At 64.6% G+C, this 16,952-nt stretch carries 20 protein-coding genes and 3 pseudogenes; 16 read left to right on the top strand and 7 right to left on the bottom strand.

Annotated features, from left to right (window positions below):
- Positions 1–320 precede the first annotated feature (320 nt).
- The 3 genes from GPX89_RS26935 to GPX89_RS26925 all read left to right on the top strand — a co-directional run bounded on the left by GPX89_RS26935 (position 321) and on the right by GPX89_RS26925 (position 3,706).
- Positions 321–1,550: a sigma-54-dependent transcriptional regulator family protein gene (locus tag GPX89_RS26935; protein WP_157390673.1), complete on the top strand. Its 1,230-nt coding sequence runs from the start codon at positions 321–323 to the stop codon at positions 1,548–1,550.
- A gap of 93 nt (positions 1,551–1,643) precedes the next feature.
- Positions 1,644–3,167: an aldehyde dehydrogenase gene (gene adh / locus GPX89_RS26930; protein WP_157390424.1), complete on the top strand. Its 1,524-nt coding sequence runs from the start codon at positions 1,644–1,646 to the stop codon at positions 3,165–3,167.
- Positions 3,167–3,706 carry a DUF779 domain-containing protein gene (locus GPX89_RS26925; protein ID WP_198347603.1) on the top strand — a complete coding sequence of 180 codons (540 nt, stop codon included), beginning with the start codon at positions 3,167–3,169 and terminating at the stop codon, positions 3,704–3,706. Before adh ends, GPX89_RS26925 begins: the two co-directional genes overlap by 1 nt.
- A gap of 60 nt (positions 3,707–3,766) precedes the next feature.
- Here the strand turns inward: GPX89_RS26925 and GPX89_RS26920 are convergent, their stop codons facing one another.
- The gene (locus tag GPX89_RS26920) at positions 3,767–4,108 is read right to left on the bottom strand and encodes a hypothetical protein (RefSeq protein WP_157390423.1); all 342 of its coding nucleotides are present in this window, start codon (positions 4,106–4,108) and stop codon (positions 3,767–3,769) included.
- Between the two features lie 181 nt (positions 4,109–4,289).
- On the opposite strand from GPX89_RS26920, the gene GPX89_RS26915 reads away from it, so the two are divergent.
- Complete coding sequence (locus GPX89_RS26915; protein ID WP_157390038.1) at positions 4,290–4,775, top strand: MarR family winged helix-turn-helix transcriptional regulator; 486 nt, start codon at positions 4,290–4,292, stop codon at positions 4,773–4,775.
- On the opposite strand, the gene GPX89_RS26910 is transcribed toward GPX89_RS26915, so the two are convergent.
- The gene (locus GPX89_RS26910; RefSeq protein ID WP_157390422.1) at positions 4,766–4,969 is read right to left on the bottom strand and encodes a hypothetical protein; all 204 of its coding nucleotides are present in this window, start codon (positions 4,967–4,969) and stop codon (positions 4,766–4,768) included. The two genes, GPX89_RS26915 and GPX89_RS26910, sit on opposite strands and share 10 nt — an antisense overlap.
- A 226-nt stretch (positions 4,970–5,195) precedes the next feature.
- Between GPX89_RS26910 and GPX89_RS26905 the strand changes: the two genes are divergently transcribed.
- Positions 5,196–5,612, top strand: coding sequence for a hypothetical protein (locus GPX89_RS26905; RefSeq protein WP_235948050.1), 417 nt, complete (start codon positions 5,196–5,198; stop codon positions 5,610–5,612).
- Between the two features lie 158 nt (positions 5,613–5,770).
- Here GPX89_RS26905 and GPX89_RS26900 read toward each other — a convergent pair whose 3' ends face one another.
- Positions 5,771–5,974, bottom strand: a complete 204-nt coding sequence (locus tag GPX89_RS26900) for a cold-shock protein (RefSeq protein ID WP_157390421.1) — start codon at positions 5,972–5,974, stop codon at positions 5,771–5,773.
- 220 nt (positions 5,975–6,194) lie between these two features.
- Here GPX89_RS26900 and rpoD point away from each other — a divergent pair.
- From rpoD to GPX89_RS26875, 5 genes and pseudogenes are all read left to right on the top strand, one after another.
- A pseudogene (gene rpoD / locus GPX89_RS26895) lies at positions 6,195–7,262 on the top strand (RNA polymerase sigma factor RpoD); the annotation flags it as partial.
- Positions 7,263–7,382: 120 nt separating this feature from the next.
- Positions 7,383–7,754, top strand: coding sequence for a GPI anchored serine-threonine rich family protein (locus tag GPX89_RS46290; RefSeq protein WP_407939492.1), 372 nt, complete (start codon positions 7,383–7,385; stop codon positions 7,752–7,754).
- 153 nt (positions 7,755–7,907) lie between these two features.
- A complete protein-coding gene (locus tag GPX89_RS26885; protein ID WP_157390418.1) occupies positions 7,908–8,276 on the top strand; it encodes a VOC family protein in 369 nt (122 codons plus the stop codon).
- A gap of 278 nt (positions 8,277–8,554) precedes the next feature.
- Positions 8,555–8,857, top strand: a pseudogene (locus GPX89_RS26880) (DUF6228 family protein); the annotation flags it as partial.
- A gap of 391 nt (positions 8,858–9,248) precedes the next feature.
- Positions 9,249–9,659 (top strand): hypothetical protein, encoded by a 411-nt coding sequence (locus tag GPX89_RS26875; RefSeq protein WP_157390416.1) that lies wholly within the window; start codon positions 9,249–9,251, stop codon positions 9,657–9,659.
- Between the two features lie 227 nt (positions 9,660–9,886).
- On the opposite strand, the gene GPX89_RS26870 is transcribed toward GPX89_RS26875, so the two are convergent.
- Positions 9,887–10,417: a pyridoxamine 5'-phosphate oxidase family protein gene (locus GPX89_RS26870; RefSeq protein WP_157390415.1), complete on the bottom strand. Its 531-nt coding sequence runs from the start codon at positions 10,415–10,417 to the stop codon at positions 9,887–9,889.
- 545 nt (positions 10,418–10,962) lie between these two features.
- Positions 10,963–11,184 (bottom strand): hypothetical protein, encoded by a 222-nt coding sequence (locus GPX89_RS26865; RefSeq protein ID WP_157390414.1) that lies wholly within the window; start codon positions 11,182–11,184, stop codon positions 10,963–10,965.
- Between the two features lie 439 nt (positions 11,185–11,623).
- Between GPX89_RS26865 and GPX89_RS26860 the strand changes: the two genes are divergently transcribed.
- The gene (locus GPX89_RS26860; protein ID WP_157390413.1) at positions 11,624–11,770 is read left to right on the top strand and encodes a hypothetical protein; all 147 of its coding nucleotides are present in this window, start codon (positions 11,624–11,626) and stop codon (positions 11,768–11,770) included.
- Positions 11,771–11,995: 225 nt separating this feature from the next.
- Here GPX89_RS26860 and GPX89_RS26855 read toward each other — a convergent pair whose 3' ends face one another.
- Positions 11,996–12,631, bottom strand: a complete 636-nt coding sequence (locus GPX89_RS26855; protein WP_157390412.1) for a hypothetical protein — start codon at positions 12,629–12,631, stop codon at positions 11,996–11,998.
- A gap of 244 nt (positions 12,632–12,875) precedes the next feature.
- On the opposite strand from GPX89_RS26855, the gene GPX89_RS26850 reads away from it, so the two are divergent.
- The 3 genes and pseudogenes from GPX89_RS26850 to GPX89_RS46285 all read left to right on the top strand — a co-directional run.
- A complete protein-coding gene (locus tag GPX89_RS26850; RefSeq protein ID WP_198347602.1) occupies positions 12,876–13,217 on the top strand; it encodes an aldo/keto reductase in 342 nt (113 codons plus the stop codon).
- Positions 13,218–13,392: 175 nt separating this feature from the next.
- The gene (locus GPX89_RS26845) at positions 13,393–13,782 is read left to right on the top strand and encodes a VOC family protein (RefSeq protein ID WP_198347601.1); all 390 of its coding nucleotides are present in this window, start codon (positions 13,393–13,395) and stop codon (positions 13,780–13,782) included.
- 20 nt (positions 13,783–13,802) lie between these two features.
- Positions 13,803–14,099 (top strand): annotated as a pseudogene (locus GPX89_RS46285) (hypothetical protein); the annotation flags it as partial.
- Between the two features lie 81 nt (positions 14,100–14,180).
- Here GPX89_RS46285 and GPX89_RS44845 read toward each other — a convergent pair.
- The gene (locus tag GPX89_RS44845) at positions 14,181–14,501 is read right to left on the bottom strand and encodes a hypothetical protein (RefSeq protein WP_235948047.1); all 321 of its coding nucleotides are present in this window, start codon (positions 14,499–14,501) and stop codon (positions 14,181–14,183) included.
- Positions 14,502–15,600: 1,099 nt separating this feature from the next.
- Here GPX89_RS44845 and GPX89_RS26835 point away from each other — a divergent pair.
- Both GPX89_RS26835 and GPX89_RS26830 read left to right on the top strand, forming a co-directional pair.
- Complete coding sequence (locus GPX89_RS26835; RefSeq protein ID WP_157390411.1) at positions 15,601–15,849, top strand: hypothetical protein; 249 nt, start codon at positions 15,601–15,603, stop codon at positions 15,847–15,849.
- Between the two features lie 242 nt (positions 15,850–16,091).
- Positions 16,092–16,949 carry a nucleotidyltransferase domain-containing protein gene (locus GPX89_RS26830; protein ID WP_157390410.1) on the top strand — a complete coding sequence of 286 codons (858 nt, stop codon included), beginning with the start codon at positions 16,092–16,094 and terminating at the stop codon, positions 16,947–16,949.
- Positions 16,950–16,952 lie beyond the last annotated feature (3 nt).

Below are 16,952 nucleotides of genomic sequence, written 5' to 3'. Positions count from 1 at the left end.
GCGCCGATGCCGCGTTGAAGGCGGTACTCGAGCGACACGGCACCCTCGAGCAATGGCTGACGTGGCCGGGTGAGAACAGGTGGCACTACCGGTGGGCGGTGCCGCGCCGAGATTGAAATCGCGTTTGCCGACTGTGCCGGCGCGAGCCGGGAGTGGGTCGCGCCGGCGGCGGCATGCGAACCGGAAGCCCGGTACGCCGGGGGAGTGACCGGCGTTACAGTGGGAGGAAATGCGGAGGAAGTCCAGTGAGCACAGTCGCGCAGGGCAGCCCGTGGGTTGCCGTCCGTCCGGGGGACGACGTCGCCCAGCTGGCGGTGCGGATGTCGTTCGCGCACAGTTCTTTCCTCGAAGGAGGCGGGCTGCCGCCGGTGCGGCCGGGCGGGGATTCGGTGCGGTCGGTGGTGCTGGACTCGTGGCGGCGCAGCCGCAGCAGCGGGGTGGACCCGGACGGGTTCGGCGGCATGCTGGAGTTGACCGAGCCGGAGTTGCGGCGTTACCGGGCCACGCATCCGATCGGGCGGATTCGGCCTGTGGTGCGGAAACTGCTGGTCGAGGATGCCTCGGAGGCCGGGCTGCTGGTCGCGATCAGCGATGCGCGGGGGCGGCTGCTGTGGGTGGAGGGCGATGCGGCGGTCAAGGACCGGGTCGCGGGAATGAACTTCGTCGAGGGTGCGGACTGGAGTGAGGACCGGGCGGGCACCAACGCACCGGGGACCGCGCTGGCCCTCGACCATCCGGTGCAGATCTTCGGGGCCGAGCATTTCAGCCGGGCCGTGCACGAGTTCAGCTGCACCGCCGCTCCGGTGCATGATCCGTTGAGCGGCAAGGTGATCGGCGCGATCGACATCACCGGCGGGCCGCGGGTCGCCGCGCCCGAGGTGCTGTCACTGATCCGGGCGACGGTGGTGGCGGCGGAATCCGAGCTGCGGTTGCATCTGCTCGGTTCGCCCGCGGTCCCCGACCCTGCGACGGCGCGCTTGCAGGTGCTGGGTGCGGGGCGGCCCACACTCCTCCTCGACGGCGAACGAATTCGCCTGTCGCCCAGGCACGCCGAGATTCTGGTGCTGCTGGCCGACCATCCGGAGGGGATGAGCGCCGACCAACTCGGCATGCTGCTCGACGAATCCGAGCTGGATCCGGTGACGGTGCGGGCGGAATTGTCGCGGGTGCGAAAGATCTTGGGGGAGAGCGGTATCGGGTCGCGGCCGTATCGGCTGCTGATGGACCTGGACTCCGATCTCGGTGACGTGCGGCGGGCGCTGGCGCGGGGCGACGCCGCCGCGGCCCTGCGCGCGTATCCCGGTCCGCTGCTGCCGCGCTCGCTCGCGCCGGGCGTCGCCGAGCTGCGCGCGGAACTGCACGGACGGGTTCGTGCGCGTCTGCTGGCGGCCGGTGATCCGCGCCTGCTGGCGCGCTGGACCAGTTGCGTGGACGGGCGGGAGGACGTTGCCGCGTGGCGGGCGTATCTCGGCTCGCTGGACCGAAATTCGTCGATGTACGCCCAGGTGGAGACGCAGCTGTCGCTGCTCGATCGCAAGTTGGGCATCTGACCAGATTTTTGCAACCCCGGTGCAACCCGCCGACTCCTAGTGTCCTGGATCACACCTGACCGTCATGTCTGTCAGCAGATCGAGGAGCCTTCGATGACCGTCTTCGCCCGCCCCGGCGCACCCGATGCCCTGATGTCCTATTCCTCCCGCTACGACAACTGGATCGGCGGCGAATGGGTGGCACCGGTCAAGGGTCAGTACTTCGAGAACCCGACCCCGGTCACGGGGCAGACGTTCTGCGAGATCGCCCGCGGCACAGCCGAAGACATCGAGCTCGCCCTGGACGCCGCCCACGCGGCCGCCCCCGCGTGGGGCAAGACCTCGGTGACCGAGCGCGCGAACCTGATCAACAAGATCGCCGACCGGATCGAGGCGAACCTCGAATCCATCGCGCTGGCCGAGACCTGGGACAACGGCAAGCCGATCCGCGAGACCATGGCCGCCGACATCCCGCTGGCCATCGACCACCTGCGCTACTTCGCCGGCGCCGTTCGCGCACAGGAGGGTTCGCTCTCGGAGATCGACTCGAACACCGTCGCCTACCACTTCCACGAGCCGCTCGGCGTTGTCGGACAGATCATTCCGTGGAACTTCCCGATCCTGATGGCCATCTGGAAGCTCGCGCCCGCGCTGGCGGCCGGAAACGCGGTGGTGCTCAAGCCCGCCGAGCAGACCCCGGCCTCGATCCTGTACCTGATGAGCATCATCGGTGATCTGCTGCCGCCCGGTGTGGTCAATATCGTCAACGGCTTCGGCGTCGAGGCGGGCAAGCCGCTGGCCTCCAGCCCGCGCATCAAGAAGATCGCGTTCACCGGTGAGACCACCACCGGCCGGCTGATCATGCAGTACGCCTCGCAGAACCTGATCCCGGTGACCCTGGAGCTGGGCGGCAAGAGCCCCAACATCTTCTTCTCCGATGTACTGGCCGCCAACGACGACTTCCAGGACAGCGCGCTCGAGGGCTTCACCATGTTCGCGCTCAACCAGGGCGAGGTCTGCACCTGCCCCTCGCGCGCGCTCATCCAGGCCGACATCTACGACGAGTTCCTCGGCGCGGCGGTGGTGCGCACCAAAGCGGTGCGCCAAGGCGATCCGCTCGACACCGAGACCATGATCGGTGCGCAGGCCAGCAACGATCAGCTCGAAAAGATCCTGTCCTACATCGAGATCGGCAAGGCGGAGGGCGCGACGCTGCTCACCGGCGGCGAGCGGGTGGATCTGGGCGGCGACCTGTCCGGCGGCTACTACGTGCAGCCGACCGTGTTCACCGGCGACAACTCCATGCGCATCTTCCAGGAGGAGATCTTCGGCCCCGTCGTCTCGGTGACCTCGTTCGCGGACTACGACGACGCTGTCAAGATCGCCAACGACACCCTCTACGGGCTCGGCGCGGGCGTCTGGTCGCGCGACGGCTCGGTCGCCTACCGCGCCGGACGTGACATCCAGGCCGGGCGGGTGTGGACCAACACCTACCACCAGTACCCCGCGCACGCCGCGTTCGGCGGCTACAAGCAGTCCGGCATCGGCCGCGAGAACCACCGCATGATGCTCGACCACTACCAGCAGACCAAGAACCTGCTGGTCAGCTACGCGGGCAAGGCCCAGGGCTTCTTCTGATGCCGGTCCCCGCTCCCCGGCGGGTTCGCGCCACCGCGGCGGCGATGGAGCTGCTCCGTCGCCTCCGCGCCGCCCACGGCCCGCTCATGCTGCACCAGTCGGGCGGCTGCTGCGACGGCTCGGCCCCGATGTGTTATCCCGCAGGGGAATTCGTGATCGGTGACCGCGACGTCCTGCTCGGTCTGCTCGACCTGCGCCTGCGAGCCGGTGAGCGGGCGGAGTCCGAGCCCGCACCGGAGGATGTTGTGCCGGTGTGGATCTCGGGCCCGCAGTTCGACGCCTGGGAGCACACCCAGCTGGTCCTCGACATGGTTCCCGGCCGGGGTTCCGGATTCAGTCTGGAGTCGCCGGAGGGTTACCGATTCCTCAGCCGTGGAAGGGTTTTCGACCCTGCCGAGCTCGCCGCCCTGGGCGCGGTCGCGATCGTCACCGGTGCGGGCTTCGAACAGGGCGAGCTGCCCGTCCCCTCCGACGAGCCACAGGTCGTCGACGCGGCCGCCGACGCCTGCCCCGTCCCGGCGACGCGGCCGTCCCCCTGACCGCATCGGCGTTCGAGCGCATCCGCCGCCTTCGTCTGATCGGCCTCCGGCCTTGGTCGATCAGACGAAGGCGGGTGTCAACTCTTCGGTGATCGGTTCGAACGGGTCCGAGTGGTCATGTTCTTCCTCGGGCCTGCGGCGGTGGGTCCATTGCAGCCATCCCAGGCCGATGAGCCCGAGCAGGGCGGTGGCGATTCCGATCTTCCAGCCTGGTGGTCGCCAGGACACGATGAGTTCACCGTTGTCGGTCCCTGCCGGAATGTCGACGGCGACGAAGGTTCCGTCGATGGTGTGGAAGCCGATGTCGTGCCCGTCGAGGGTGACCCGGTAGCCGGGCCAGGCCAGGCGGGCGAACACGATCTGCCCGCCGTCTGCCGAGGTGACGTGAATGTGGCTGGTCACGCTGTCGCGGTCGAGGGGGCTGGTGGAGTCGGAGACCTTACCCGATCAAAGCATTATGCAACAGTTTCTGTGTGCCCGAGTTGAATTTGTCGGGCGATCCGCGATGCGGTTACGCGGAATCGGGGCGGACACGGCAGGATAGAGGGGGTAGGTGAATGCACAGTTTGCGGAGGTGGTCGCGATGGCGAAAGAAGTGTTGGTCGGTGAGTCTGCCGACGAGATCACCGATGCGCTGCTGGCCGCTTCTCGTCTGCTGGTCGCTCTCTCGGCGCGGTCGATCGCGCTGGTCGACGAGTCCATCACCATTGCGCAGTTCCGCACCCTGGTGATCCTGTCCACGCGTGGACCGTCGAAGGTCGTCACGCTGTCGAACGCGTTGAACGTCCAACCCTCCACGGCGGCCCGCATGGTCGACCGTCTTGTCGCGGCCGGTTTGGTGAATCGCAAACCGAATCCCGACTCCCGTCGTGAGCTGATCATCGAGTTGACGACGCTCGGTCATCGTGTGGTCGATCAGGTGACCGCCCACCGGCGGCGCGAGATCGCGGCCGTGGTGGAGCAGATGCCGGAGAAGGATCGCTCCGGCCTTGTGCGCGCGCTGACCGCGTTCACCGCCGCGGGCGGCGAACCGCACGGCGACCTCGACATCGACAGCTATCAACTCTGACCCCAGAGGTGAAGGCGGCACCGCAGACAGGTCGGCGCGGGTTCGCGACGGAGATCCGTCATCCAGTGCGAGCAGCGTCGGCAGCGCGTGGAGAGCGGCGGGCTCATGGAGTCGATCAAACCGACCATGAGCATGACGAAAGCGGTGGCCAGATAGAACGCGGCCAACGTGAAGGCAATGATGTCCAGCGTCATGGGCTCTCGGCTCCTCGGTAGCGAATCTCTCTGTCCGCCCGAGCCCTTGGTGCGTTCGCCGTGCCCCGTCGCCGCACCCTGAGGCGTATCCCGAGATCAGCAAAAGCATGCAGTACGCAATAGTTGCTCTATGCTTCAATTTGGCATCGGATCGAACCCGACCGTCACCCCGCGGTCAGAAGACCGTGCGCTGCACGCTGATTGCCGACCCGGTATAGAAAGTCGCATGACTCGTATCGGTGTCACCGGGCATATGAACATCACCGCGGACTCGATTCCCTTGATCGACGCGGAGATCTCCCGCCTGCTCGCCGCCGCGGGAGATCCCGCCGAACTGATCGGGGTCAGCTGCCTCGCGCGCGGAGCCGACAGCGTGTTCGCGCAAGCGGTGCTCGATGCGGGCGGGCGATTGGAAGTTGTTCTGCCATCACGCGATTACCGCCGGCACAAGGTCGAGCCGGACCATGCCGAGCAGTTCGACGCACTGCTGTCTCGCGCGGACACCGTGCGCGTGATGGAGTTCGACGACGCCTGCCGGGAAGCCTACGAGGCAGCCAACGATGTCGTAGTGGCAACGTGTGACCGGCTGATCGCGGTGTGGGACGGCCAACCGGGCGAGAAGGCGGGACCGGCACGGTCGTAGAACTCGCCAGGAACGAGAACCTTCCCGTAGACATTGTCTGGCCGGCCGGCGCGGCTCGAGGCTGACAGCGGCCGCTCCGACCGACTGAGCCGCCCGCTCAACGAAAAGAGCTTCGCACCGACCTCGGTGCGAAGCTCCTGCGAATCGATCGCGCGGAATCAGATGGCGCGGACGTCCGTGGCCTGGGGGCCCTTCTGGCCCTGCTCCACCGAGAACTCGACACGCTGACCCTCGTCGAGGGACTTGTAACCCGCGCCGCTCAGGGCCGAGTAGTGCACGAAGACATCCGGGCCGCCGCCGTCTTGGGCGATGAAGCCGAAGCCTTTTTCAGCGTTGAACCATTTCACACTGCCTTGAGCCATGGTGTAAGCAACTTCTTTTCTGTAGTGAGCCGGGCAAATTCTTGGTGAGTAGCCCGTTCTCGATCGCCAACTATGCCACGAGGGTCCGTGATCTCTCGCATCGCGCGGTGATTCGTCTGATTGGCAGTACGCTGGGCAGTGGTTCCGGTGATCGCCGAGCCGCTCGAGGCCTCTCTGCGGTCCTGTTTCTCGAATCGCGATGCCGCCCGAATCTCTCGGAGAGGCGAATGTGGCAACGTCCGCAGGCGAAACGAACGACCCACACCCCGCTGCCGCTGCGGCCGGGCAAGAAGACGCCGCGGACGATATCTGGGATGAGGACGACTCGGCGGCGCTGCGCCGGGCGCGCAAGGAGGCCGAGCTCACCACCTCCGGGGATTCGACGCGAGCGTATCTGAAGCAGATCGGGCGAGTTCCCTTGCTCTCCGCGGCCGAAGAGGTCGATCTCGCGATCCGCATCGAGGTCGGGCTGTACGCGGCGGAGAAGCTGCGCGCCGAGTCCTGCGATCCGTCGGGTCTCACGGTGGCCCGCCGCCGGGACCTGACCTGGGTCGTGCGGGACGGCATCGCGGCCAAAGACCATCTGCTCGAGGCGAACCTGCGCCTGGTGGTGTCGATCGCCAAGCGCTACAGCGGGCGCGGGATGGCCTTTCTCGACCTGATCCAGGAGGGCAATCTGGGTCTGGTGCGCGCGGTCGAAAAGTTCGACTACAGCAAAGGATTCAAGTTCTCGACCTATGCCACCTGGTGGATTCGCCAGGCGATTTCTCGCGCCATGGCCGACCAGTCCCGCACCATTCGGATACCCGTGCACATGGTGGAGATCATCAACAAGCTCGGGCGCGTGGAACGTGAATTGTTTCAGCAGCTGGGTCGCGAGGCGACCGTCGACGAGCTGGCCGCCGAATTGAACATTACCCCCGCGCGGGTTCTCGAAATTCGGCGTATCGCAAGGGAACCGATCTCCTTGGACCAGACTCTCGGTGAGGAGGGCACCACCCAGTTCGGTGATCTCATCGAAGACTCCGAGGCCGTCGTCGCCGACGAGGCAGTGGCGTTCATCCTGCTCGCGGAGCAGTTGCGGGCGGTACTCGGCACCCTCACCGACCGCGAATCCAGCATCATGCGCCTGCGCTACGGCCTGGACGACGGGCAGCCCCGAACCCTCGACGACATCGGGACGATCTACGGCGTCACCCGCGAACGGATCCGGCAGATCGAGTCGAAGACGATGTCGAAGCTCCGCCACCCCTCCCGCTCGCAAATGCTCCAGGACTACCTCGAATAGGGCGGTCGAGCGCGGGCCGGCTGTCGACCTGAGGTCGCGTGCCGTGGTGCGGTGGGCACCCGTCGTCGGCGTACCGTGCACCCTTGTACGCGTTCACCGAGTGGAAGGGTGCGGAAAGTGATGGAGAGGCTTCAGAGTTTGCTGCGCCGAGTCGACGCCCTGCTCCGCAAACCGAACGTTGCTACGACCCTGAGCCCTGACTCGATTCTGCTCACCGCCCCCGAGGAAGGCGACGTCTGGCGGGTAGGGGACACCGTCGAGGTGTCCTGGCGTGTCATCGGCGTGACAGGTCACCCGTTGGATGTGACATTGGTGCACGGACGAGGCCGAAAGATCGAGGACGTCGCGGTTCTCGCTGCCCGGATTCCGGCCCGCGATCTATCCGTACGGGTCATCGTGCCAGAGGTACCGGCAGGTCAGGAGTATGCAGTCGCACTCGTTTCGTCCGACCCAACCGAGATTCGTAGTAGGCGGTTCTCGATCTCGAACTGACCAAGTCGGGCTGAGGTCATCAGCAGTCCGCTCAGCTGACGTTCGGCGAACCCGGGGCTGAGGTCGCCGGCCGGTGTCGCGTTCTTACAATCGCGGGCGGCGTCGGCGTTGCAGACTGGGCGGACAGCAATGTTGTTGCGGAGAGGAAGACCCATGGCGGTTGCCACGCTGAAGATGCTCACCCTGGACAGTGCCGACGCGCGGCGAGACGCGGAGTTCTGGGCGGCCGCGCTCGGGTGGGAGATCGCCCACGTGCAGGACGAGTACGCCATGCTCACCGGTCCAGGCCACGCGCTCGGGTTCGGCACGGTCGCGGATTATCGGCCGCCCACCTGGCCGAACGAGAATGGAACCAAGCAGTTCCATCTGGATTTGGCGGTCGAAGACCTCGAGATCGCCAGTAAGCAAATGGTCGAGTTGGGTGCTACGGTGCCGGAGTTCCAACCGGGCGAAAGCTGGCGGGTCCTGCTCGATCCGAGCGGCCACCCGTTCTGCCTGACCCTCGCTGCCAATTGGGGCTAGTTGACGGTTCTGGGCATATCGGATGTAAAACGACGAATGCCGCATCGACGTCCCCGTGTTCGAGACCTTCGATGCGGACTGTCGTTCAGCCGTTAGCCTCGACCGGTGACCTGCGAATTCGAGAGCGAGATGGTCGATCGAGATGAGGCGATCGAGGTCATGGACCATTCAGCCGACACGGGGGTGCGGCTGTGGCACCGCACCGTCCCATACAGCGACGATTTCGTAGCGGTGTGCGTTGAGTTGTCGGGGGACGGAATGGTCGCGTCGATGCATGGACTCATCCTCGATTGCGTCGACGGTCGCTCGCCGCCCGGTTCCTCAACACGTTGGAGCGGGATTTCGCTGGCTGGCAAGGGATCCGGACGTGGAAGAGCATGGACCACGAATTGCGTATCGACGCGCGACATTTGACCTTGGGACATGTTCGCCTGGACTGGAGCCTGAACCGTCAGCCGAGCGAATCCCTTTCCTGGGCCGCGACGGTCGTGACCTACCTGGAAGCCGGTGAGCAGTTGCGGCAGTTCGCAGCGGCCATCCATCGATTCGTACTACCCGATGACGCCGAGCATCGGCCGTAAGGCGTGTCAGTTGTCGCCGCCGATGGCGCGTCCGGGCACCGTCGTCGGAGGAACATCCGCAGTGAAGGCGGACCAAAGCGTAATCGATTGCCCGCGATAGGGGTCGAGGCTTCAGCGGTGACCGATCACCGGTCACCGGGCTGCGACCCGAGACGCCCGAGGCGCCACCGGCGAACGCACCGATCTGCCGAGTGCGGTGCGATACTGGCGTGCGGTCGGGCCGGGGGTTGCCTGTCGTGTGGCATGGGTGCCGCGTGTGCCTTCTGTGGTCGTTGGGTCTCAAACATGCTGCAAATCAATCTAATTCGCCTGATGTGGCCGATACACTGGGTACGCCTGTTCGAAGGGGGCGATCGGGCTCAGATCTCGAGGGATTCGGAGAGGTGCCACGATGCCGCGCTACAAGATCAGCTCCGCCAAAACTGAGACCTTCCTTGTCGACACCAAGGAACCCGATGAGGACACGATCATCACCCTCGGGCGCACGGCGAGTGAATGGACGCTGTCCAAACGACTCGGCTCGGACACATTTCCCGTGATGACCGTGACCCCGATCAGTGGCGAGGCCGGTGCGGATATAAAGGAAGATTCAAACAGTCACCGCGTAAAGTATTCGCTGGGCTATGACGAGTGGATCATTACAGAATGCGGTGACGGCGAATACGCAATCGAGACCCGCGGTGGGGGCAAAATGTTCGTCGCCGATGACGGTTCGCTACAGGTCTCGAGCGATTTGTCCGCAGGAGACACCCGACAGTTTTGGCGGTTCAAGGAAGTTCCCGAGCAGGACCCGTTCAGCTGACTTCCCTGACGAGCTGCCAGGCCGGTCGGATCCCGTTCGGCCCTTTGTCGCATCCTGAACGCACTATTGCCGCTGGTCGCGCTGACCGAACTGGCCAGCGCGGGCGGGTGAAGATCGAAGGGCCGAGCTGAAGGCGGCGTTCCACGAATTCTGTTGCCTTTGTGCATATTTGAGCCGGCGCACCGCCTTGGCGGGTTCTAGTAGTGTCGCCGCTGCTGTGGACCAGCTCAGAATGTCCACCGCGTGGTGCCGCCCGGCGCAACGGTGGACACCGACACCGCCGAGCGGGGCGTTATCCGATAGACGTACCACGGTGCCGGGCCGGTCGCGGGCGCATTGAACGGAGCCGTGAGTCCTATTCCGGATTCGTCCACTTCGCACGGCCATCCACCTGCGGCCCAGGTGGCCGCGATGCGGCCGACTGTGCTCGGGTCGGTGATCTTCTCGGCCGTCCCGTTGATGACGAGATCGAATTCGTTCGCGGAGACACTCAGGGAGCAGCGCGGATCTCGCGCGACGTTCTTACCTTTTTGCGTGTTGTCTCCTGTTTGGAACCAGTACGTGCCGTCGACCCACACCGCGCCCACGGCGGTGACATGCGGCGCTCCGTCCGCATTGATGGTCGTGAGCCAGGTCGTATGCCGGGAAGGTCCACCGCTTTCCGGTCCTTGATCGATGTCGCGGTCGAGTACGGCCGCGACGCTTTCCCAGTCCTGGATCTGCATACCGTTGGAGTCGTCGAGGTTCTTGGCCTTCATCGCTCATCCTTTCCGAGGTTCACACGGGTAGACGACTCCCACCGCCCTAACTCATCGCCGGACTCGGCCTCACTTTGGACCCCTGATCGCGGTGCGCGCGCAACGGCGCGACCTAGCTGAAGACCAAAGGCCCCGGGTTATCTCGGGGCCGCCGTCGTGTTCGCACCTGCCGGCGGGGGAGCGAGAACCGCGACGTTGCGGCTCACCACCCGGGGGTTGACCACGCTTGGCGGTGTGCCGACGGAACGCTCAGGAGCGCTCAGCCCTCCGCCGATCCGATCGCGCCCGACCCCTGTCTTCTCTGCAGCTTCCCGTCGCTAGCTCTAGTGAGCTCGAATACGCGCTACTGCCGAATCCGGTGCAGTGGGCCTATTCGTGCACAATTCGCTGCCGGAAGGCAGTTCACCACCAATTCCGGTGCCTCAGTGCACGTTTAGGCCCACGATCAACTCGTGCGGCTCTCCGCGGCAAGGCGCCCTCACGTCGTTGACAAGGATGTTGCGGACCGCCAGGCCGCGGTGGGTGGTCGAGTTGGCGCGGAACTCTTATCCGTTGTCGCCCAACCACTCTGCGCGCGGGCGCTCGTATAGGTCCATGGGAGTTTCTGTGAAGCGCTCGCGGCCGAAAGTTGCGTACACGTCGCCGTATCGAGTAGGGATGATCAGGCCGGCGAACTGGTCGAGCTCGGTGTCGCACCAGCGTTGAAGTAGCTCGAAGAACTGCCGGATGTCGGTGTCGGTCATTCGTGCGCCGGAAGTGTCTGCCATGTCCTGAGGCTAGATGCATCAGTCTGCGCCGAATCGCGAGCGCGTTCGCCGCTTGCGATTACGGCACCGTCGATACGGTCACCGAGCCGCAAGTCGAATATCCGCTACTGGAAGCTGCACAAGCTTTCCGAGGCGAGGGTCCCTCGAAGCCGAAGCGCAGAATGCTGACCACCAATCGCCGTCATTCGCTCATTGCCGCGACCCGGGTGTTCGGAACGGGCCACAGGCTGGGTCGGCGAGGGCTCGTGTGCCGGCGAGCGGGGGTCGGCTGGTCGTGATGGACCGGTCGCAATCGATCGAGGGATGCTGTCGGTCAGCGGTTTCCGGCTCGTTGGCCGGCACCGCGCGGAGGTGTGACCCCGACGCCATTGTCCTACGGGGCGGGTTGGTCTGGCGTGGCGTGCCCATGGCGGGGGACTAATCGGGCATGATCGAAAACATGAGCGAAGATTTGGATCATCGGCAGTACATGCCTGTGTGGTCGGACCCGGTGATCGACAATCCTGCCTTGGCGGTCGAGAACCCCCGGTTGCCGATAGCGCACGACTACGCAGTCTTCCGGGCGGCGGCCCCGACCGAGGAATAATCGAAACCCTGTGCGCGCCGACGAAACCGGATCACCGTCGGTGCAACTCTGACCAGTCGGGGCAGTGGAGCGATACGGTGTGGCGGGTTCCAGGCGCGCGGGGTCAATCAAATACCTTTACGCGACAATGACTTTCGGCTTATCGGTGAGGTCGACCTTCTTTCCGCGCACGCGAAAACGGCCGGTCATCGCAACGCCTGCGATGACCGGCCGCTTCCGGTGGTTCTAGCTGGACTCGGCCTCGGTCTCCGGCTGGCGATGCGCGGCCAGGAACTCGTCGACGATGCGAACATGGTCGCTGTGGGTGGTGCGGGCGGCCCCGACCAGTCGGCCATAGGCGATGGGGCCGACCAGTTGCGCGACGACCGCGGGCACGTTGTCCGTGCCGAGCACCGCACGGCCTTCCTCGGTCGCGAACAACTCCTCGAACGGCTGGCGGTAGTGGTAGTTCAACGCCAGCCGGAACATGTCGGCCTTGCTCAGCTGCGTGCCCATATCAACCGGGGTACCGGCGGCGAGCCAGGTCAGGGCCACCTTGCGCACCGGTGCCGCGTGGATGACCTCGGCCTGGCGGTCGAGCAGCTCGATCAGGCGGTCACGCACCGGCCCCGCATCGGGTGCGGTCGCCACCGGCAGCAGAGTGCGGTGCAGGGCGGCCGTTCCCGCCATGACCCCCTTGCCGACGTACTGGTACATGGTGTTCTTGGCGGCCTTCTTCCGCTCGCCGTACAGGTAGATCGCCAGCGGCTTCAAGCCACCAGATTTGACCAGAGTCGCCACCGCGCGTAACTGATCGGCCCGTGTCATCGGCGCCTGCGGGGTCTCCGCCTGGCGGGTGTCTTCGGTGGTCTCGGTGGTCATCGGGATCCTTTCATCCACAACCCGCCGCTACTGCTCCGGCGGGAAATCCACCACCGATATTACGTACGGTTGTTTCACACACTCCGGCACGCCGGAGCGGGTCCGGGTCGAACCGATTCCCGCTGCCGCTCAAACGACTTCGTGGTCGACCGCGGAAGGGTGCTCGACAAACACGGAGACCGGCGCCGCCACCCCGGGGGCGGCATTTGCGATGGAGCGCACTCCGACTCCTAGGTTCGGACGCATGCGATACATCAAGCTCGGATCGACCGGACTGGAAGTCTCCGCAATCACGTTGGGCTGCATGAGCTTCGGCGAGCCGGACCGGGGCGGTGAGCCCTGGTCGCTGAGCGTGGACGCCAGCCGGGACATCGTCGAGAAGGCCCTCGAGAGCGGCGTCAACTTCCTCGACACGGCCAATGGATACAGCGCCGGAAGCAGCGAGGAGATCGTCGGTCGAGCGGTCAAGGACTTCGCCCGGCGTGAGGAGGTCGTTCTCGCCACCAAGGTCTGGATGCGGACGCGTCCCGGCCCGAACGGCGCGGGCAAGGCGATCCTCGCCGAGCTCGACGCCTCGCTGAAGTGACTGGGGACCGACTACATCGACCTGCACCAGATCCACCGCTGGGACTACGGCGCGTCGACAGTCTGGCAATCGCCGACGATGGTGAGCTGAAGTAGCCGAATGCCGAGTAACCACGCCAAGTGGGGTTGGCGCAGTCCGCCGGTGTGCATCGGTCGAACCTGGTTAGCATGCGAGGGTGCTGAACAATGCGCGAATCGAAGCCCGTATCCCCACTCGGGATCTCGCCCGTGCTCGTCGCTGGTATGCCGAGAAACTCGGCCTCGAACCGGTGGAGGAACGCGAGGGTGGTCTGCGGTACGAGGGCGCAGCGGGCGTGTTCTGTTTGTTCGCCTCCGCCGGTGCGTCGGACGGCTCGTTCACTCAGATGGGCTTCTATGTCGATGATATCGATGTGGCCGTCGCCGAATTGCGTGCTCGCGGGGTGGTATTCGAGCAGTACGACGGTGCCGTGAACGGGATCATGGACATCGAAGGCAACTATCCGAGCAAGGGCCGCGGAGAACGAGCCGCCTGGTTCCGCGACAGCGAGGGCAACATGCTCGGCATCGCCGAGGTAGTGCGCTGATCATGACACCGTGAGGCCGCATCGGCAGTGCTCGAACGCCCTGTCGTGCCGCTGGGCACCGCACCGCCAAGGCCACCATCGCCCTCGGTCGAGGGCGATCGGCAGGTCATCGAAAGGGACTGCCGCACAGCGGGAATCGACCGTCCGCGATCGGGTGCGCCGAAGCCCACGGCAACGCCGCTCCGGCCGGGGACATCAGCGGGCTGCAAGCCATCGGCACCCGCCGCCCCGCTGGGCAACCGTGCCTGACCGGCTCGATCGAATCCACCATCGGTCACCCCGAAGCCGCCACGGGACCGGCCGGCTTGATCAAAACCGCACTCGCCGTTGGATTTACTTTGGTTTCAGTGGCGAGCAGGGTCATGGCGACCAACGCTGATTGCCGCCCGGATGGGGTTTTAGTTGGTGAAAGACGCGTCGAGGAATTCCTGGAGTGTCATCTTCGAGACGGTTTCGTTGATCGACTGCCGCAGCGCCTCGATGTCGGCTGCCGGGTATTCCCCGCCAGGAAACGACAGCGTCCTGAACACCAGTGTGCCGCTGATCAGGGTGGACATGACCGTGGCTTCGGCCTCGCCCTCGAATGCCCCCTCGAACTGCAACTTCAACACGCCGCTGATGAGTTCCATCGAGGTGACCCGGTACGTCCCCGTGGCAACTGATCCGTCGAGACGCGATGACGAGTACGGCTGAGGGGTCGTAGTGTCTTCCGCGGCCATCTGGAACTCCTTATCGCCGAGCATGCAATACCCCCCCGGGCCTATCGTCGACACCTGGTCCACCACTACCGAAGCTCCCACCATCATCGCAGCAAACCTTCAACGTCGCAGACGATTTCGCTTTCGTCTCGCTCGGTGCCGCTGATCAGCTGCTGCGGAAGTACTTCGCGAAACGCCCCTGGACTGGGTGCGGTACGGCAACTTTCGAGATACCGCCGCGTCGCACGTCACCGGCAAGACCGCGGATTCGCCTCGGGCGAGTGCTCAACTCGGGCATGCGGAGGCGCAGACGATCGCCACCGTTGCACTACATCGACCACGATGGATATGTCCGTCCGGCGGTGGACAACGCCGAGGCGATGGAGTCGTTGAAACCTCAAAGTCGGAGCAAAGTTGGAATCTGGAGGCCGCGTAATGTACTCGCAACGCTGTGACCTTGACGTTCAACCGGTTCAAGGCGTATCAACCTGGGTACGACGAAGCTGTTCCGAGAAGGCCCGTCAGAGGCTGGAATCGGTTCCGCACCAGCAGTTTTCGCCGTTCGGGGACTGCCTTGCAGTTCCCGCTGTTTCCTCGGGTTTCCCGCCTTCGGGCTCTCAAACGTGGAGCCAAAAATGGAGTCCGATTCCCGCTAGTTCCCATGCGGTCAACCATCGGTATCGGCGTGGGGACGTTAGTTTCGAGCGTAAGGGATCCGGAGTCATGCGGGTAGATGAAACGCCTCCCATGTGGATCAACGGTGGCCACCCACCTGTACGAGCCGCTCGGCGTGTCATTCGGCGACACTCCGGCGAGTTTTCGAGGCTAGCAAACGGCTGGCGAATCTTTCTCTTTGCTGTCGCTAGGAGGTCGACGACGATCAGTTTCGTCCGTCTTTCCGAGTTCGTCACCGCTGAACAAGATGTCGGCCGTGTGGTCTCCGTAGCGCACTGGTCTGCTTCGTGTGGTGGTCGCTGTCGAGCACATTCCGATGCGCTTTCCCGGATGGAGGTGAGGTACAAGGTGCTTGTAAATGGGTTCGGTACGAGTTCGAGACACAGGTTCGCCGCGTGCCGACGGCGCACGGGTCTTGTACAGGCTGCTGGTGATCGGAGGCGCGATGAATGACGACGATCGGGACTCGCTGATCCGGCAACACTTCCGGGAGTACAACCTCATCATCGGCACGGCGGAGAAGGCGAAGGAGGCTCGGCTGAGCCTGCTGCGGAGGCTTCGTACTGCGGATCCTGAGTACTACACGCAGGACCGTTTGGCCGAGCTGTCGGATATGTCCCAGCAAAACATCTCGTATCTACTCGCCCGGCGCCGACGGCGCGGAGTAGCCCCTGTGGCGCGTGACCACCACTAGCCAGTGTGCATGTCGCGGGTCATAACGGGCGCAACGACGAGTGCTCAGACCTGTAGTGTCCTGATCCGTCAAACATGCTGAGCGATCATCATGGGCGATTACCCCCGAACGAGCCCCGAACCGACGCAGACCGGTCCGGGGCTCGATTGGTCATCGGGGCTCCGTGAGGTGTCGGCTTCGAGGATTAAGGTCTGGATGTCCTCGGGACTGCGAGGAAATCGCTTCGCGCTGATGGAGGTTGGATGCCGGAAGATCCGTTGGGAGCGTTCGTCGATACGCTCGTCACGCCGAGCCCGGATCGGCAACTGGTTGCGGATCGTCGAGCGCTGATAGACCGGCTTCTCAAGTCGGCGGGCGTGTGGATGACATTCGAAAGCGGCTCGTTCACACATGGGACTGCGATTCCCGGCCACAGTGATGTCGACTTGATGGGCCGCATCAGTGCGGCTGAACGTCCGGTCAGTCCGAGTTGGGCGCTCACCAAGGCTAAGAATGCGCTGGCCGTCGAGTCTTGGCGCTTCAGAGAGCTGAAGGTCGGCAGCCCTGCAGTGAAGATCCAGTTCTCGACAGGCCCCCACTTCGAAGTGGCGCCCGCGTACTACTCAAGCCGGAAGGGCAGTGACGACGTCTTCGTGATCCCGGGACCGAACGAGGAGTGGGTCGAGTCGGTGCCGGCTGCGCACAACCGATATGTGAGTGCGCAGAACGACCGCCTTGGGAAGAAGGTGAAACCTCTGGTGCGGCTTCTCAAAGCATGGAAGTACCACAACGGCGTGCCGATTTCGTCGACCTACCTTGAGCTACGTGCTGCGCAACACGCTGCCGGGGAATCGAGCATCTACTACGACATCGACATGCGTGTTGTGTTGCTGAAGATGATCTCGTCGAACTTGGCCGCCATGAATGATCCGATCGGGATCGTGACTCGCATCCGACCGTGTTCGTCGGAACAGAACCGTCTCACCGCCCTTGCCGCGATCCGTCGTGCACACGCTGCTCTTGAACGTGCCTATGTGGCTAAGAAGACCAGGGACGCATCTGAGTACTGGAAGTCCATGTATACGCTCTTCGGCGCTGCCTTCCCGTACCCCTCGTGGTGAAAG

The organism is Nocardia terrae (genome assembly GCF_009760405.1).
Taxonomy (GTDB): domain Bacteria; phylum Actinomycetota; class Actinomycetes; order Mycobacteriales; family Mycobacteriaceae; genus Nocardia; species Nocardia terrae.
Note: the sequence above shows the minus strand (reverse complement) of the source record. Positions and strands in the feature narration are given on the sequence as shown.